The sequence below is a fragment of the Hymenobacter sp. HSC-4F20 genome (assembly GCF_019599275.1).
Classification (GTDB): domain Bacteria; phylum Bacteroidota; class Bacteroidia; order Cytophagales; family Hymenobacteraceae; genus Hymenobacter.
Window position 1 is genome coordinate 1,410,842 of the sequence record NZ_JAHZTD010000001.1, and the last position, 15,416, is coordinate 1,426,257.

Genomic DNA, 15,416 nt, shown 5'->3' on the forward strand with positions numbered 1-15,416 from the left:
GAGGTAGCAGCATTTTAGCTACCGCCACTCTGCCACGCCCGCGTGCTACCCCTGCTGGCTCTGGATAGCCGTGATGATGACCGTATTGTAGACGTCGTCGACGGTGCAGCCGCGGCTCAGGTCGTTGACGGGCTTGTTGAGGCCTTGCAGCACCGGCCCGATGGCCAGCGCCCCGGTTTCGCGCTGCACGGCTTTGTAGGTGTTGTTGCCGGTGTTCAGATCGGGGAAGATGAGGACGCTGGCCTGGCCCGCCACTTCCGAGTCGGGCAGCTTCTGGCGGCCCACGATGGGGTCCACGGCGGCGTCGTACTGAATGGGGCCATCCACTTTCAGGTCGGGGCGCAACTGGCGGACCAGCTCGGTGGCCTGGCGCACCTTCTCTACATCGGCGCCGGCTCCGGACGTGCCCGAGGAGTAGGACAGCATAGCAATGCGGGGCTCAATGCCGAAAGCCTGGCTGCTTTCGGCCGAGGAAATGGCAATTTCCGCCAGCTGCTCGGCCGTAGGGTTAGGGTTCACGGCGCAGTCGCCGAACACGGCCACGCGGTCGGGCAGGCACATGAAAAACACCGACGACACCACCGACACGCCCGGCTTGGTTTTAATGAACTGCAGGGCCGGCCGGATGGTGTGCTGGGTGGTGTGCACCGCCCCCGACACCATGCCGTCGGCGTGGCCCTGGTGCACCATCATACTCCCGAAGTACGACACGTCGCGCATCAGGTCCCGGGCCATGTCCTCGTTCACGCCCTTGCTGCGGCGCAGCTCATAGAAGGCCTGCACGTAGCCGGGGTAGTAATCGGAGTTTACCGGATCCAGCACCTGCAGATGCTCGCCTACGGGCAGGTGCAGGCCCAACCGCTTAGCCGACGCCGCTACCTCCTGGGGGTTGCCGAGAATGGTCAGGTTCACGATGTCCTGGTGCAGGAGCAGGGCCGCGGCGCGCAGAATCCGGTCGTCGTTGCCCTCGGGTAGTACAATGTGCTGGCGCTTCCGCTTGGCCCACTGCAGCAGCCGGTACTGGAACATATGGGGCGTGATGCCCTCGGGCTGGTAGCTCACCATGCGCTCCTGCAGGGCGCGCACGTCCACGTAGCGCTCAAACGTCTGGATGGCCAGCTGAATCTTGGGCACGTTATCGGGCGAGATGCGCGACTTGATGGCGCCTACCCGGGTGCTCGTCTCGAAGGTACCCGTAGGCACGGCCAGAATAGGAACTATGGTTTGCAGGCCTTCAATCAGGCGCCGCACGGGCTCCTCCGGCTCCGAGCCCGCCGTGAGTACAATGCCGGCCACGCGCGGGTAGCTGGCCGAGAGGTTGGCTTGCAGGGCCCCAATGATGATGTCGCCCCGGTCGCCGGGGGTTACAATGAGCACGTTTTCCTTCAGGTAGTTCAGGAAGTTGGGCAGCTGCATGGCCCCAATCACGTAGTTATCTACCTGATTGCTTAGCTCGGCCTCGCCTAGTAATAGCTTGCCACCCAGCCCCTCCTGGATTTCGCGCATGGTAGGATGCAGCAGGGTGGTATCCTCGGGAATGACGGCCAGCAGCACTTCCTCCGGCAGCTGGGTGCGCAGCAGCTCCCGCACGTCGTCTACCTGCTGGGGCGGAATGCGGTTGGCCACGGCGGCCAGCACCTGCACCTCCCGGGCCTCGAAGCTGCGCAGCACCGTAAGCACCGTACTCACAATCTGAGCGGTGGTTTTGCCCTCGCCCGACGCCACCGTAATAACGGGCACGCCCAGATTTTTAGCGATGGACACGTTGGCATCAAACTCGAATGCCGTGCCAGGCCCCACGAAGTCGCTACCCTCTACTACCGTAAAATCGTAGCGCTCCTCCAGCTGCTTGTACTTATGAATGACGGTGTCAATCAGCTCGCCCTGGGCATCGGCTTCCATCAGGCGCAGGGCTTCGGGACGGGTAAAGGCGAAGGTATTCTCGTAGGCCAGCGGCAGCTTGAAGTAGCTGAGCACGGTAGCAATATGCGGGTCCTGGGGAAGGTCGCCGGCAATGATGGGCTTGAAGTAGCCAACCTTCTGGGCTTGCCCCAACAGCAAGTTTACGAGGCCCAGGGCCAGTACCGACTTGCCGCTGTAGGGCTCGGCGGAAGCAATAAAGACAGTTTTGGTCATACCGAAACAGGAGTAGAGCCCAGCCGCGCAGCAACGGCTTCGGGCGTTTTCGGACTAGAGTGGAGCTAATGCCTACGCAGCCAGCCCCCGCAAGGATAAGGCTCCGGCACGGAATGGGGGTAGGAACTGCCCTGGTTTAAGCTATTTCCTGATCAAAATCATCCGGCGGCTCCTGCACCAGGCTTGGATAAGAGACAGGGCCTCGCACCAGCCGATAATCTGGCCAAAAGCCTCCGCGCGCTATATTCCGGCACGCGAAATGCTTGGACCCTAGCTCAACCGCAGGGGCGGCTGGTTCACTTTTTCGCAGTGTACCAGTTCTGCTACCTTCGCCGGGCAGATTCATTCTCTCTTATGCGCCGCTTCTCCCTCCCCCTGCTCTCTGGCCTCTTGCTCAGCCTCACGGCCCTGGGCTGCTCGCAAAACTCCCGCGAAACCTCCCGCCCTACCGCACCTAGTGCCGATGCGCCGCCAGCCATTCCGGTGGAAACCGGCGCGGCGGCTGCAGCCCAAAGCCCCGGCCGCTTCCCCGAAACTTTTGAAGCCGCCGAGAAAGGCGCTTACGCCACCGCCGACGAGAACCTGACCACTGGCTCCTGGCACTTCGAAGATGCGTTGATTGGCTCTTCCGATGAGGACCACAAAAACGGTCAGCACGCCGCCCGCCTCCGCGGCCAGGGCCGCCTGCGCATGAACTTCGACGCGCCCCGCGGCGTGCAGACCATCCGCATTAAAAGCGCCACCTACGGCACCGACCCGGCCAGCACCTGGGAGCTGTGGGGCAGCGTAGACGGGGGCCGCAGTTTCCGCCGCATTGGGCAGCCCGTGCGGGTACAGGGCCCGCGCTTGCTCACCACCACCTTTCAGGGGGGCGCGGCCAGTAGCCTACGGTTGGAGATTCGCAAAACCGACGGCGGCAAGGGCCGCCTCAACATCGATGATATTGCCCTGGAAATGGCCAGCGGCGCGGCAGCGGCCGGGGGCTCGGTGGCCAGCACGCCTACCCCGGCCCCGGCGCCAAAGCTGCCCGGCACCCCTTCGGCACCTGCTACTACCAGCCAACAGGCTGGCCAGCGCGACGATAATATGGCGCTGGGTAACCCCAGCGGGGCTACGGCCAACGTGAACATGCCTACCAACTACCTGTTGGTGAAGCCCCAGTTCACCATCGGCTACAACGCCCAGCGCGGCACCCCTACCTGGGTGAGCTGGCACCTCAGCCGGGCCTGGATGGGCGAGGCGCCGCGCCAGGATGACTTCCGCCCCGACCCCGCCCTACCCCGCCAGTTCTACCAGGTGACGCGCAACTCTTACTCGGGCTCCGGCTTCGACAAAGGCCACAACTGCCCCTCCGCCGACCGCACCACTGACCTCGACGACAACTCGGCTACCTTCCTGATGACCAACATGATTCCGCAGGCCGGCAACAACAACCAGCGCACCTGGAGCAGCCTGGAAGAGTGGACCCGCGACCAAGTGCGCCAGGGCCAGGAAGCCTACGTGATAATGGGCAGCTACGGCAAGGGCGGCACCGGCCAGAACGGCCGCATGACTACCCTGGACCAGGGCCGCGTAACGGTGCCGGCCCGCATCTGGAAAGTACTGGTGATTTTGCCCGAAGGCTCCAACGACCTCCAGCGCATTGCCGCCGGTCAGGCCCGCATCGTGGCCGTCGATACGCCCAACGACCAGTCCGTAAGCCCCGACTGGAGCCGCTACCGCGTGAGCGTAGATGCCATTGAAGAAGCCTCCGGCCTTGATTTACTCAGCAAACTCCCCCTGCCCGTGCAGGATCAGTTGGAGGCGCGGATAGATGCGGGCCCCACGCGCTAACGGTCCGCTTCTGCTTGGTGCCGGTGCCCCAGGGCTGCGACTCGCGAGGGCTACCGCTTACCCCCCAGCTCGGCAGCAACATCGGCAGAAGGAGTGCGTACATATGCAGCGGCCGGATAATGATTCGCCAATCTTTTCCGACCTTTGCCCCGGTGCGTTTCCCACCGCGCCCATCGTTAGCTTCTTCTGACCAATATACTCCCACCCATCATGCCTCTTACCGGGGTATGATGGGTGTTTTTTTGATCTTCCGGCTGCATCTCAGGCTTTCCTATGCTGACTCACGCCTTTTCTACCCCTCACCTACGGCCCCGAGGTACGCACCGCGTGGCCGTCAGTGCTTCGTTTTTACTCCAGGGGCTGTGTTTTTCTACCTGGGCGGCGCGCATCCCTACGGTGCAGCAGCAGCTTGGGCTCACGGATACTGAGCTGGGTGGGGTGCTGCTGGCCGTTCCAGTGGGCTCTATGGTCTCCTTGCCCCTGTCGGGTTGGCTGGTGGCCCGCTTTGGCAGCCGCCTGCTCACGGTGCTGGGGTTGTTTCTGTACGCGGCATTCCTACCCCTGCTGGGGCTGGCAACCACTACTCCGCAGCTTATGGGCGCGCTGGTATTGTTTGGGCTGGCGAGCAACATGGCCAATATTAGCATCAACACCCAGGCCGTGGGCGTGGAGGCTCTCTACGGCAAGTCCATCATGGCCAGCTTCCACGGCCTCTGGAGCCTGGCCGGTTTTGCCGGCGCGGCCATTGGCACGTTCATGATTTCCCACAACATTGCCCCTCTGCCCCACTTCCTGCTGATGGCAGCCGTGGTTATTGGCGGAGTGTTCATCGCCCGGCCCTTCCTGCTACCCGCCGATGCCCCTCGCGACGCCGACGCGCCCATCTTCGTGCTCCCCGATAAGTCGTTACTGCTGCTGGGGGTACTGGCGTTTTGCTCCCTGCTCTGCGAGGGCACCATGTTCGACTGGAGTGGGGTGTACTTCCGTAAGGTAATTCAGGCCGATAAAGACCTGGTAGGCGTAGGCTTCGCGGCTTTCATGAGCACGATGGCGGCCGGCCGCTTCATTGCCGACTGGTTCACGGACCGGTTTGGTCGCCAGCGCACGTTGGTACTGAGCGGAGTGCTGGAAGCCCTGGGTCTTACCCTGGCCGTGCTACTACCCAGCGTGGTGCCCGCTACCCTGGGGTTCATGCTGGTGGGTCTGGGAGTTTCGTCGGTGGTGCCGCTGGTGTACGGGGCCGCGGGACGCTCCAAAACCATGTCGCCGGGGGTAGCCTTAGCGGCGGTTTCAACGGTAGGCTTCGCGGGCTTCTTGCTGGGGCCGCCCGTTATCGGCCTCGTGGCCGGGGCTACTAACCTGCGCGTGTCGTTTGCCCTGATTGCCGTGATGGGTCTGGCCGTGGCAGGGTTGGCGCGCCGCTCGGGGATAGAGTAACCGCGTTTTCGTACTTGATAAAGCAGAAGGAAGCTGAGCAGTTGCTCGGCTTCCTTTCTTTTGCACGACCATGCCTCTGGTAAAGCCCATGGGCAAATTCGTACTTTTCTTCCCGGTCACTACCCCCTGCTGCCATGCCTACTCCCGCGCCTCCCGCCCCGGACACCACTATTTACACCGCGCGCCAGCAGTACGTGCTGCTGATCCTGTGCCTGGTTGGCATCTCCGTGCTGATTCTGGTAGGGCTGGGCAGTTACATCACGGCTTTTTTGGGGGCGGGAATCCTCTTTGTGGTGTTCCGGCCGTGGTTTGTAGGACTCGTGCACCAGCGGGGCTGGAACCGACAGCTCGTGACCGTCGGGCTGCTACTATTCGCCTTCGTGGTGATTATTCTACCCTTCATGGCTTTAAGTCTGATGCTGGTAGACCGCATCCGGGTGTATGGGCAGGACACCTCTCAGATTATGGCCGTGCTGCACAAAATCGAGCAGAAAACCGGTTATACCTTCACCAATGAACAAAGCGTCCGGACGCTGCTGCAACAGGCGGTAAGCTGGCTTAGTCAGCGCCTACCGTCCTTGGCCAGCGGGCTGCTACACTTCACCGTGGTTATTGGTCTGATGCTGTTCACCCTGTACTTTATGTTCACCCAGGAAGAAGGCTTCCTGCGCGGCTTGCGGCGCTACCTCCCTTTCCGCCCCAGCACCCTGCACGAGCTAGGCGACTCGCTGAAGAACAACGTGAATGCCAATGTGCTCGGCCAAGTGCTGATTGCCCTGGTACAGGCCGTGCTTACGGGCCTCACCCTGCGCATCTTCGGCGTACCCGATTCTTCCTTCTGGGGCGTGGTGGCCTTTTTTATGGCCTTCATTCCTGTACTGGGCACCCCCCTGGTGTGGGGGCCGGCAGCCATTCTCAAGCTGGCCCAAAACCATACCGGCCAGGGCGTGGGCATCTTGGTTGTGGGCATCGTAGTTATCATGAACATCGACAACCTGCTGCGCATTTTGCTGGCCCGTCGTCTTGGCAACATTCACCCCTTGATTACGCTGGTGGGGGTAGTACTGGGCGTGAATATCTTCGGCATTCTGGGGCTGGTGCTGGGCCCGCTGCTGCTTTCCTACTTCATCGTACTGATTAAAGTATTCGAGCGTGAAAACCGGATTCACCAGCGCCTGCGCTTAGGCAAGTCCGAGCCCGGTCTGTTGCCGCCGGCCAGCCAATAGCCCTACCACGTAGGGAGGCGTACACCTACACTATTCAGCGGACGAATTTCCAGCCGGCTGGTACGGGCCGATTTCCCCGCGCGTCGTACGACCAAAAGTCCTTTTTTAGGTGCTTGCCGTTTTTGTAGTAAGCGTGCTGCACAAAAGCTGTATCCTGTGGGCTGTCCAACTTAAAATATACTACCCGCTCTTCGCGTACCGAGTCGCCCTCCAGCAGGGCGGGCACCCAGTATAGTACGATGTCAGGCGCCCCGTTGGGGTGATACACCCGGTTGATGGTTTCATCCGCTACGCCGGTATACTCCCAGGTGCTAAAAACCCGCCCGTCGGACTCCGTTTGCTGCCACTTGCCATAAGGGGTGAAACGCAGTTTACCATTTGGCAGGGGCTCAATACGTAGGGGACCTTCGTAGTGGTTTTTGCCCCAGATATCAGAGGCCGTGCGGTGGGTTTTGGTGACGGTCTGCCCGGCCTGTAACTGCACTTTCTCGGCGTGGGTCAGGTGCCGGCGGTATGTTCCGTCTGAGCGGCCCGGGGAAGCTGGCAGTACTTGCAGCAACATAATAACACCACCAGCCACGAGCCCACCTATCAGGCCGGCCATCCATTCGTTCATAAGCCGTATTTTTCCTCTCTAAAGGAATTGAATTAGGCGCTGAAAACCAACAGGGCTGCCTGAGGCAGCCCTGTTGGTTTTTTATCGGGGTAGTGTAAACAAAGCAATCTGTAAGGCAGGAGGTCTTGGCTTAGGTTTCCGTCAGCACGGTTTTGAAGCCCGCCAGCTTGCCACCCTCTGCTTCGCCCAGCACCAGCACGGGCACCTGGGGGCCACTGCCAAAGCGGTACACCTGCACGCCGTTCAGCTCCTGCTTCAGGTACATCTGGAGGGCCTTGAAGCGGTTGGCCAGCTCGGGGTTGCCGAGCACGCCCTTGTCGGCGGTGTGGTTGCGCAGGAAGTGGGTTAGCTCCTGCTTTTCTACTGTGGTGCCAGCCGGCACGCCCGCCAGTTGCGCCAGAGCAGCATCGGTAAGGCCACCGGCCGGGGCGGGGTAGCTCACGGGCTCCAGCGGCGCATCCGATTCGCTCATGTACACCAAACCCTGGGTCAGCTGCTGCAATTGTTGTAGCACCGCGTCGTTGGCGGTGGCGGAAGGGGTAGCGGCTGCCGCGTTTTTTTCGGTGGTTTCGCGCGCGCCCTTTGCGTTTAGGCCACCAGCGGGGGTTGCGGCTGCTTCGGTTTGGGGCACTTTCGCCGTAATGGCAGCGGCTACTTCCTGCATGCGCTCATCAGCCACCTTAATTTTAGGGTTGGCGAAGTTCATGTCGGAGACATGGTTCATCGGAATGAGGTGGATGTGCGCGTGCGGCACTTCCAGCCCAATAACGGCTACCCCAATGCGGCGGCACGGCACGGCAGCCTGCACCCCCTTTGCTACGCGCTGGGCAAATTGGTGCAAGGCAGCCAGCTCAGCCGGGGGCAAATCGAAGATGTAATCAACTTCCTTTTTCGGAATGACCAGCGTGTGCCCTTCCACCAGTGGCGTGATGTCCAGGAAAGCCAGGTGGTGCTCGTCTTCGGCAACTTTATACGCGGGCAGCTCGCCGGCTACAATTCGGGAGAAAATGGAAGGCATCGGTGAAAGGATGAGATAGTGAAAGGGTGAGGTAGAGGGAGTAGCAGCCCAGGGCTTCCCCGTGTGGCGCTGCGGAAGCCGAAGGGCTATGCCAAAGTACGGGGCAAAACAGAAAAGGGCGAAGCCGCTGGCTTCGCCCTTTTCTGGGAGGTTACTCCGGAAAATAGTCAGTTCACTATTTCCCGTCTTGTAGTTTCGCCTTAGCGGCTGATTTCCAGAATCTGGAACTGCAGTTTGCCGGCAGGCACGGTAATTTCAGCCGTATCCCCGGCCGACTTGCCCAACAGGCCTTTGCCAATCGGCGACTTCACTGAGATTTTACCGGCGGCCAGGTTAGCTTCTTCTTCGGCCACCAGGGTGTAGTCGAGAACCATGTTATTTTTCAGGTTCTTGAGCTTCACTTTGCTCATAATGAGCACTTTGCTGGTATCCAGGTTCGACTCGTCGAGGAGGCGGGCATTGCCCACAATTTCTTCCAGCTTGGCGATTTTGAGTTCCAGCAGACCCTGGGCTTCCTTGGCCGCGTCGTACTCAGCGTTTTCGCTCAGGTCGCCTTTGTCGCGGGCTTCACGCAGGTCGTCGGCAGCTTTGGCGCGGCCACGGATTTTAAGGTCCTGCAGCTCATCCTTCAGCTTCTGCAGGCCTTCCGGAGTATAATAGTTGATGGTTGCCATGGTAGGGTGATGTAAGCTCAAAAAACAAGGAGAACGGCCAGGTAGCTGGCCGTTCTCCCCTAATCAGGTTTAGGCAAATATACGAAATACCGAGAAATAATGCGCGGGTACTGTGCCGAAGCTACCAGCGCAGGTGGCGCGTTACTGGCTCAGGAACTCGCGCAGCTTACGGGCCAGCACGTGGTTAATCCGCTCGTAGCTCTGAAAGCTCCAGCCTCCTACGTGGGGCGAGAGTACCACATTCGGGGCCGCACGCAGGTAGTCGAAGCGGGCTTGCTGCTCGGAAGTAAGGGTGGCGAGCTTTTCGTTTTCCAGCACGTCCAGCGCCGCGCCGCGCAGCTGGCCGGTTTGCAGGCGCCGCACCAGGGCGGCGTGGTCGAGCACTTCGCCGCGGGCCGTGTTCAGCAGCCACAGCGCATTGCGGAAGCCAGCCAGAAACTCCTCGTTCACGAAGTGATGATTGGCCGGCGAGTACGGAATGTGAATGCTTAGCACCTCGGCCCGCGCCTGCAGCTCGGCCAGACTTACGAGGGTAGCATGGTGGTTGCCTGCTACCTGAGGGTCGTGGTCGAAGGCCAGCACCGTGCAGTCGAAGGCCTGCAGGCGCTTGGCAAAGGCGTTGCCCATGTGGCCGTAGCCGAGCAGCCCAATGGTTTTGCCCCCAATTTCCTCGCCCCGGTTGGCCTCGCGCTTCCACTCCCCGGCGCGCACCTCCCGGTCGGCGCGCACAATGTTTCGCAGTAACGCCAGCAGGAGCCCCACGGCGTACTCCCCTACGGCGTCGCGGTTGCCTTCGGGGGCATTGAGTAGCGTCACGCCGGCCGCCGCCAAAGCGTCTTCGTCAATGTTATCGACCCCGGCCCCGGCCCGGCACACGTAGCGCAGCTGGGGCCCCTGAGCCAGCAAATCGGCCGTCACGCGGACTTTGGAGCGCACAATCAGGCCCTCGTAAGGATGCGCGGCTAACGCGGCCGGCACTTCACCAGCTTTAAGGTCGGGGCGGTAGTGCAGTTCAACGCCTACGTCCTGCAACAAGTCCGGCAGGTTCGGGTGCATTTCGTCGATGACGAGGCAGAGGGACATCTTCTAGAAGAGAAGTTAGGGACTAAGATCGGTGCTATAACCCGTCAGCACCACCAGGGTTTACGCCGCTGACCGCGCCTGCTCCACCCGTTGCGTCAGCCCCACGAAATCCTGCACGCTGAGCTGCTCGGCCCGCTTGTCGAAAATGGGGTCGGTGGTGGCTTCGGCGGGCATTCCGAAGGGCTTGAGAGCGTTGCGCAGGGTTTTGCGACGGGTCTGGAACGCCTGCTTCACCACCTGGAAGAACAGCTTCTCGTCGCAGGCCAGTTGCTCGGTTTGGTTGCGCGTGAGGCGAATCACGGCCGACTGGACCTTGGGCGGCGGGTTGAATACGTGCGGGGGCACCGTGAACAGGTACTCAATGTCGTAGAAGGCCTGCAGCAGCACGCTCAGGATGCCGTAGGTTTTGGTGCCGGGCCCTTCGGCCAGGCGGTCGGCCACTTCTTTCTGAATCATGCCCACGCACTCGCGCACCTGCTGGCGGTGGGCCAGCACCTGAAAGTAAATCTGGGAGCTGATGTTGTAGGGGAAGTTGCCGATGATGCTCAGGGGCTGACCTGGGTATAGCTTTCCCAGGTCCATCTTCAGAAAATCCTGGGAGTAGATGCGCCCTTCCAGCGCGGGGTAGTGCTTGCCCAGGTATTCCACCGATTCCCGGTCGATTTCCACCACGGAGGTGCGGTACTCGGGGTGCTGGATCAGGGTTTGGGTGAGTACGCCCATACCTGGCCCAATTTCCAGCACTTCCTGCACCCCATCGGGCAGGCGCAGAGCCTCCACAATGTTGCGGGCAATGTTAGGGTCGGTGAGAAAGTGCTGCCCGAGGTGCTTTTTGGCTTTAACGGAATCCATACTGGAGGAAGGGAAGAATCTTAAGCGGGTAGAAAGTAAGAACTCAGCGGCTATTTAAGCGTCAGGGCAACAGAACATCGTCGTAGTTCTCGGCCTTGACAATCTAGCTCTCGTTTCTACCTCCTACCTTCACGGCCAAAGATACGTCGGCGGCTACCGTTTCTCTGTGCCTGGGGCGCGGGGTAGGGGTAGCGGCCGTCTTTACCCGACCTGCCCCATGCCTTTATCTCTTGCTTACTCCTCGGATTTTCCCTCTTTTGCGGATACCGTATTTATTCTGCCCGCTGGCACTACCGAACTGCCCATCAGTGCCGCCGCCGACCTCCCGGAGCCGGCTCGTCAGTTCGTGACCGAGCAGTTGGTGGCCGGTGAAAAGCTATTCGGCATTAATCAGTACAGCCACCGCCATTATTATGTGGTAGCAGAAGCCAAGAAAACGGCCGCCCTCACGGCGGAAGCGCTGCGCAAGGCCGGGCACCAGCTGCACGCCCGCCTGAAAGCCGATAAGGTACCGGAGCTGTTCATCAATGACCTGACCGGCACGGGCGCCCTACCCCTGGCAGAGGGCCTAGCTCTTACCGCCTACCAGTTCGAGGGCTATAAAACCGACGAGAAGTCCAAGAAAGCGCCTGACCTGCAGCTGCTCACCCTTATCAGCCCCGAGCTGACAGCCGAAAAAGTGCAGGAGCTGGACAACGTACTGCAGGGTGTATACCTGGCCCGCGACCTGGTAAACATGCCCTACAGCCACCTCAACGCAACTCAGCTGGCCCAACGCTTCGAGGAAGCGGGTGACGCGGCTGGTTTTCATGTGGAGGTGCTGGACTTGGTGCGCATCGAGGCCCTGCGTATGGGCGGCCTTTTGGCCGTAAACCAGGGTAGTCCCGAGCCGCCTACCTTCACCATTATGGAGTATAAGCCCGAGGGTGCTACCAACGCCAAACCCATTGTACTGGTAGGCAAGGGGGTAGTGTTTGACACGGGCGGCCTTAGCCTGAAGCCGACACCTAACAGCATGGATTTAATGAAGTGCGACATGGCTGGCTCGGCCGTGGTGGTGGGCGTCCTCTCGGCGCTGGCGAAAAACCAAGTGCCTCTGCACGTCATTGGCCTGGTACCCGCCACCGACAACCGCCCTGGCGGCCCCGCCCTGGCCCCCGGCGACGTCATCACGATGTACAGCGGCCTCACGGTGGAAGTTCTTAATACCGATGCCGAAGGCCGCCTTATTCTGGCCGATGCCCTGGCCTTCGCCAAGAAGTACGACCCCGAACTGGTCCTCGACTACGCGACGCTGACCGGCTCAGCTGTCCGCGCTATTGGTATAGAAGGTATTGTGTACATGGGTACGGCGGAGGAAGAAACGATGAGCGCCCTCAAAAAAGCCGGTAATGCTACCCACGAGCGGTTAGTAGAGTTTCCGCTTTGGGATGAGTACGCCGACCACATTAAGAGCAGCATTGCCGACATCAGCAACCTGGGCAAGGCCGAGGCGGGCGCCATTTCGGCCGGCAAGTTCCTGGAGCGCTTCACGGAAGGCTACCCCTGGGTGCACTTCGATATTGCCGGTCCTGCCTTCCTGACCGCCCCCGATTCTTACCGGGGCAAGGGCGGCACGGGCACTGCCGTACGCCTCACGTATGAGTTCTTGAAAAACCGAGCATAGCCGTACCCTTTTTCTTCCTCCCTGTCATCCTGAGTGAAGCCAAGAACCTCTCTAGCCGATAGTTCAGGCAGTGGGTTACCCTCGTAGAGAGGTCCTTCGCTCCGCTCAGGATGCCACATTACGAGAGGACAGATAGGGCCTTTACACTCGTCCCATCCCCTCCATCACCATATTACCCCCACAAATGCTTCCACGCATTGGTATTTCCGTCGGCGACCTTGCCGGCATTGGGCCAGAAATTATCTATAAAACGTTTCTTGATCAGCGCCTGCTCAAGTACTGCACCCCAGTGGTGTACGGTACAGCCACGGTGCTTTTCGATGACTTTCCGGCCGACGCAGCCCACGAGCCCCTCACCTTCCGCCAAGTGCGCCAGGCCGAAGATATTGCCCCCGGCAAGCACAACGCGGTAACGTGCTGGGATGAAGATTTTACGCTTACGCCCGGCCAGCCCAGCCAAGCCAGCGGCGCGGCCGCCCGCCAGAGCCTGCTCGCCGCGGCCCGCGACCTGAAGGCCGGCTTGCTCGACGCCTTGGTAACGGCTCCTATCAGCAAGGAAAATACCCAGGCCGACGACTTTCGCTACCCCGGCCACACCGAGTTTCTCACTACCTTCTTCGGGGCTCAGGAAAGCCTGATGCTCTTGGCCAGTGAAGACTTGCGCGTAGCTACCGTCACGGGGCATATTCCGCTTAAAGACGTGCCTACCCGCCTCACCCAGGAACTGCTTACCGCCAAGCTGCGCATTCTGGTGAACTCGCTTAAGCAGGATTTCGGCATTGAAAAGCCGCGCGTAGCCGTGCTCGGACTAAATCCCCACGCCGGCGAAAATGGCTTGCTCGGTACTGAGGAGGCCGATGTGGTAACGCCCGTGCTCCAGCACTTCCAGCAGGAAGGCCACCTGGTGTATGGCCCCTTCCCCGCCGATGGCTACTTTGGCACCGGCCAGTTCCGGCAGTTCGACGCTACCCTCTCGCTCTACCACGACCAAGGTCTGATTCCCTTCAAAACGCTGGCCTTCGAGCGGGGCGTAAACTTCACAGCGGGCCTACCCGTCATCCGCACCTCCCCCGACCACGGCACTGCCTATGGCATTGCCGGCCAGTACAAAGCCGACGAAACTTCCTTCCGCGAAGCCCTCTACATGGCCTGCGACCTGGTGCGGCAACGCAAGGCCCTGGCCGAAATTACGCCGCTCATCCCCGGTCCGGCCCCACGCGGCGGCCGCCACGAGTAATATTGCTTAGTTTCTTTATAGCAACGGGCTCTTTTCCGCGGAAAAGAGCCCGTTGCTATGTAAGCGTGGGGAAGAACTAAAGCTGCGCCATTTCCACACAGAGCGAAGAGCAGATTCGTTTTTTGAGAACTAAGCTGGTACCTCCCTCTCATTCCGGCAGAAAAAGCAGTGAGGCCGCCGTTATGGGCGTTGAGTAGCTACTACTAAGCGAAACTTTCTTTCCAAAAACGAAATTTTGTTTGCCTTTTCAGAATTGTGCCTTACTTTTGTAGCCACTAAACCAATGGCTCAGCCTATTTTCTTTTCATAGCTTCTCTGCATGACGCTGCACACTCCTTCTGATTACCGAACTGCCCTGCGTCGCCTCGATGCTTTGGTAGCTGCTGGCGTGGAAGGCAATGCTGCCCTGGAAGCTGAGTTTCGGGAATTGATTACGGCCCTTGATACTTACGAAAGCAAGCTTGGGCTGCTACCCATCCCGAATCTGCCAACCTCCTTGGCGGAGATGATAGAGTTGAAGCGCCAGCAAATGCGGCTAAAGCAAAAAGAACTGGCGGAACTGCTGGAAGTGCCTGCCGGGCGCCTCTCGCAAATCCTTAGCGGAAAGCGCCGCGTAACACTCGATTTAGCCAAGCGGCTGTACGAGCGTCTGGGTATTCCATCAGACTTTATTCTGAAAAACGCGTAGCCCACCGCTCAACTCCGCATCTGCTTTTACAAACCGGGCAAAACTTTCTACTTTTGCCCCCTGCTACAAACTAGCCGTGAAGAAGGACTCGCAATACGACATCAACATTGCCAAGCTGGCCGATAAAACGCACCGCTTTGCGTTTGACCTGGACAAGGCCTTTTTTGAGCAGTTTGACCAGCAACTCATCCCCGATGGCCAGGTACACGCCGACGTGACCCTGACCAAAACCGACCGGCTCATCACCGTAGATTTCGATCTGCACGGCACGGTGCGGCAGATTTGCGACCGGAGCCTGGATGAGTACGATCAGGAGGTAGAAGCCCAGGAGCAACTGCTGGTGCGCTTCGGCGACCAGAACCTGGAACTGGATGACAACGTGCTGCAAATCACGCCCGATACCCAGACGCTACCCCTGGCCCAGCACCTATTTGACTACATCGGGTTGGCCCTGCCCATGAAGAAGCTGCATCCGCGCTTCCAGAATGAGCCCGACGAAAACCCTGAGGCCGATGCCAAGCTCATCTTCACTACCCGCCAGGAAGGCGACGACGATGAGGACGACAACGACGGCATCGACCCGCGCTGGAACGCGCTCAAAAATCTGAATTAGGCTGTGTCAGGCTTGATTCTTCATTTTCACTTCACAATTCTTAATTCTTTTTGAACCATGGCACATCCTAAGCGCCGGACCTCCTCCGCTACCCGCGATAAGCGTCGTAGCCACTACAAACTGACCCCGAAAGCTGTTTCGGTTTGCTCGACTACCGGCGAACTGCACCTGCGTCACAAAGCCTACGTAGTTGACGGCGACCTGTACCTGAACGGTAAAGTAGCCATCAAAGACTACGCTCCCGTAGCCGCTCCGGCCGCTACCGATACCGACGAAGAATAGTCGCCCGATAGCTGCTTACCCGCATTGCGGTACTAGTATAGCGTAAGCATCCCCG

General features: G+C 60.0%; 14 protein-coding genes. 8 read left to right on the forward strand and 6 right to left on the reverse strand.

Annotated elements, in window-relative coordinates; all coding sequences use genetic code 11:
• Positions 1-45: 45 nt before the first annotated feature.
• On the reverse strand, positions 46-2,136 hold the full coding sequence (gene pta / locus K3G63_RS06185) for a phosphate acetyltransferase (RefSeq protein ID WP_220613191.1): 2,091 nt from the start codon (positions 2,134-2,136) through the stop codon (positions 46-48).
• A gap of 354 nt (positions 2,137-2,490) precedes the next feature.
• Between pta and K3G63_RS22745 the strand changes: the two genes are divergently transcribed.
• The 3 genes from K3G63_RS22745 (at position 2,491) to K3G63_RS06200 (ending at position 6,632) form a co-directional block, all read left to right on the forward strand.
• On the forward strand, positions 2,491-3,969 hold the full coding sequence (locus K3G63_RS22745; protein ID WP_259404281.1) for a DNA/RNA non-specific endonuclease: 1,479 nt from the start codon (positions 2,491-2,493) through the stop codon (positions 3,967-3,969).
• 273 nt (positions 3,970-4,242) lie between these two features.
• On the forward strand, positions 4,243-5,406 hold the full coding sequence (locus K3G63_RS06195) for an MFS transporter (RefSeq protein ID WP_220613192.1): 1,164 nt from the start codon (positions 4,243-4,245) through the stop codon (positions 5,404-5,406).
• Between the two features lie 134 nt (positions 5,407-5,540).
• Positions 5,541-6,632, forward strand: coding sequence for an AI-2E family transporter (locus tag K3G63_RS06200; protein WP_220613193.1), 1,092 nt, complete (start codon positions 5,541-5,543; stop codon positions 6,630-6,632).
• 34 nt (positions 6,633-6,666) lie between these two features.
• Here the strand turns inward: K3G63_RS06200 and K3G63_RS06205 are convergent, their stop codons facing one another.
• The 5 genes from K3G63_RS06205 to rsmA form a co-directional block, all read right to left on the reverse strand.
• The gene (locus K3G63_RS06205) at positions 6,667-7,248 is read right to left on the reverse strand and encodes a hypothetical protein (protein WP_220613194.1); all 582 of its coding nucleotides are present in this window, start codon (positions 7,246-7,248) and stop codon (positions 6,667-6,669) included.
• Positions 7,249-7,378: 130 nt separating this feature from the next.
• On the reverse strand, positions 7,379-8,266 hold the full coding sequence (locus K3G63_RS23035; protein WP_220613195.1) for a nuclease A inhibitor family protein: 888 nt from the start codon (positions 8,264-8,266) through the stop codon (positions 7,379-7,381).
• A 200-nt stretch (positions 8,267-8,466) separates the two neighbouring features.
• Positions 8,467-8,940 (reverse strand): transcription elongation factor GreA, encoded by a 474-nt coding sequence (greA, locus tag K3G63_RS06215; protein ID WP_220613196.1) that lies wholly within the window; start codon positions 8,938-8,940, stop codon positions 8,467-8,469.
• Positions 8,941-9,081: 141 nt separating this feature from the next.
• Positions 9,082-10,023: an NAD(P)-dependent oxidoreductase gene (locus K3G63_RS06220; RefSeq protein WP_220613197.1), complete on the reverse strand. Its 942-nt coding sequence runs from the start codon at positions 10,021-10,023 to the stop codon at positions 9,082-9,084.
• Positions 10,024-10,083: 60 nt separating this feature from the next.
• On the reverse strand, positions 10,084-10,875 hold the full coding sequence (gene rsmA / locus K3G63_RS06225) for a 16S rRNA (adenine(1518)-N(6)/adenine(1519)-N(6))-dimethyltransferase RsmA (RefSeq protein ID WP_220613198.1): 792 nt from the start codon (positions 10,873-10,875) through the stop codon (positions 10,084-10,086).
• A gap of 217 nt (positions 10,876-11,092) precedes the next feature.
• On the opposite strand from rsmA, the gene K3G63_RS06230 reads away from it, so the two are divergent.
• The 5 genes from K3G63_RS06230 to rpmF all read left to right on the forward strand — a co-directional run bounded on the left by K3G63_RS06230 (position 11,093) and on the right by rpmF (position 15,361).
• Positions 11,093-12,541 (forward strand): M17 family metallopeptidase, encoded by a 1,449-nt coding sequence (locus K3G63_RS06230; RefSeq protein ID WP_220613199.1) that lies wholly within the window; start codon positions 11,093-11,095, stop codon positions 12,539-12,541.
• Between the two features lie 184 nt (positions 12,542-12,725).
• Positions 12,726-13,778, forward strand: a complete 1,053-nt coding sequence (gene pdxA, locus K3G63_RS06235) for a 4-hydroxythreonine-4-phosphate dehydrogenase PdxA (protein WP_220613200.1) — start codon at positions 12,726-12,728, stop codon at positions 13,776-13,778.
• A gap of 319 nt (positions 13,779-14,097) precedes the next feature.
• Positions 14,098-14,466 carry a helix-turn-helix transcriptional regulator gene (locus K3G63_RS06240; protein ID WP_220613201.1) on the forward strand — a complete coding sequence of 123 codons (369 nt, stop codon included), beginning with the start codon at positions 14,098-14,100 and terminating at the stop codon, positions 14,464-14,466.
• A 76-nt stretch (positions 14,467-14,542) separates the two neighbouring features.
• A complete protein-coding gene (locus tag K3G63_RS06245) occupies positions 14,543-15,079 on the forward strand; it encodes a DUF177 domain-containing protein (RefSeq protein ID WP_220613202.1) in 537 nt (178 codons plus the stop codon).
• A 57-nt stretch (positions 15,080-15,136) separates the two neighbouring features.
• Complete coding sequence (rpmF, locus tag K3G63_RS06250) at positions 15,137-15,361, forward strand: 50S ribosomal protein L32 (RefSeq protein WP_220613203.1); 225 nt, start codon at positions 15,137-15,139, stop codon at positions 15,359-15,361.
• Positions 15,362-15,416: the final 55 nt, after the last annotated feature.

Bases quoted from the DNA above. Each gene is read 5' to 3' on its own strand.
- pta (WP_220613191.1), bottom strand. From the start codon at position 2,136: ATGACCAAAACTGTCTTTATTGCTTCCGCCGAGCCCTACAGCGGCAAG.
- K3G63_RS22745 (WP_259404281.1), top strand. From the start codon at position 2,491: ATGCGCCGCTTCTCCCTCCCCCTGCTCTCTGGCCTCTTGCTCAGCCTC.
- K3G63_RS06195 (WP_220613192.1), top strand. From the start codon at position 4,243: ATGCTGACTCACGCCTTTTCTACCCCTCACCTACGGCCCCGAGGTACG.
- K3G63_RS06200 (WP_220613193.1), top strand. From the start codon at position 5,541: ATGCCTACTCCCGCGCCTCCCGCCCCGGACACCACTATTTACACCGCG.
- K3G63_RS06205 (WP_220613194.1), bottom strand. From the start codon at position 7,248: ATGAACGAATGGATGGCCGGCCTGATAGGTGGGCTCGTGGCTGGTGGT.
- K3G63_RS23035 (WP_220613195.1), bottom strand. From the start codon at position 8,266: ATGCCTTCCATTTTCTCCCGAATTGTAGCCGGCGAGCTGCCCGCGTAT.
- greA (WP_220613196.1), bottom strand. From the start codon at position 8,940: ATGGCAACCATCAACTATTATACTCCGGAAGGCCTGCAGAAGCTGAAG.
- K3G63_RS06220 (WP_220613197.1), bottom strand. From the start codon at position 10,023: ATGTCCCTCTGCCTCGTCATCGACGAAATGCACCCGAACCTGCCGGAC.
- rsmA (WP_220613198.1), bottom strand. From the start codon at position 10,875: ATGGATTCCGTTAAAGCCAAAAAGCACCTCGGGCAGCACTTTCTCACC.
- K3G63_RS06230 (WP_220613199.1), top strand. From the start codon at position 11,093: ATGCCTTTATCTCTTGCTTACTCCTCGGATTTTCCCTCTTTTGCGGAT.
- pdxA (WP_220613200.1), top strand. From the start codon at position 12,726: ATGCTTCCACGCATTGGTATTTCCGTCGGCGACCTTGCCGGCATTGGG.
- K3G63_RS06240 (WP_220613201.1), top strand. From the start codon at position 14,098: ATGACGCTGCACACTCCTTCTGATTACCGAACTGCCCTGCGTCGCCTC.
- rpmF (WP_220613203.1), top strand. From the start codon at position 15,137: ATGGCACATCCTAAGCGCCGGACCTCCTCCGCTACCCGCGATAAGCGT.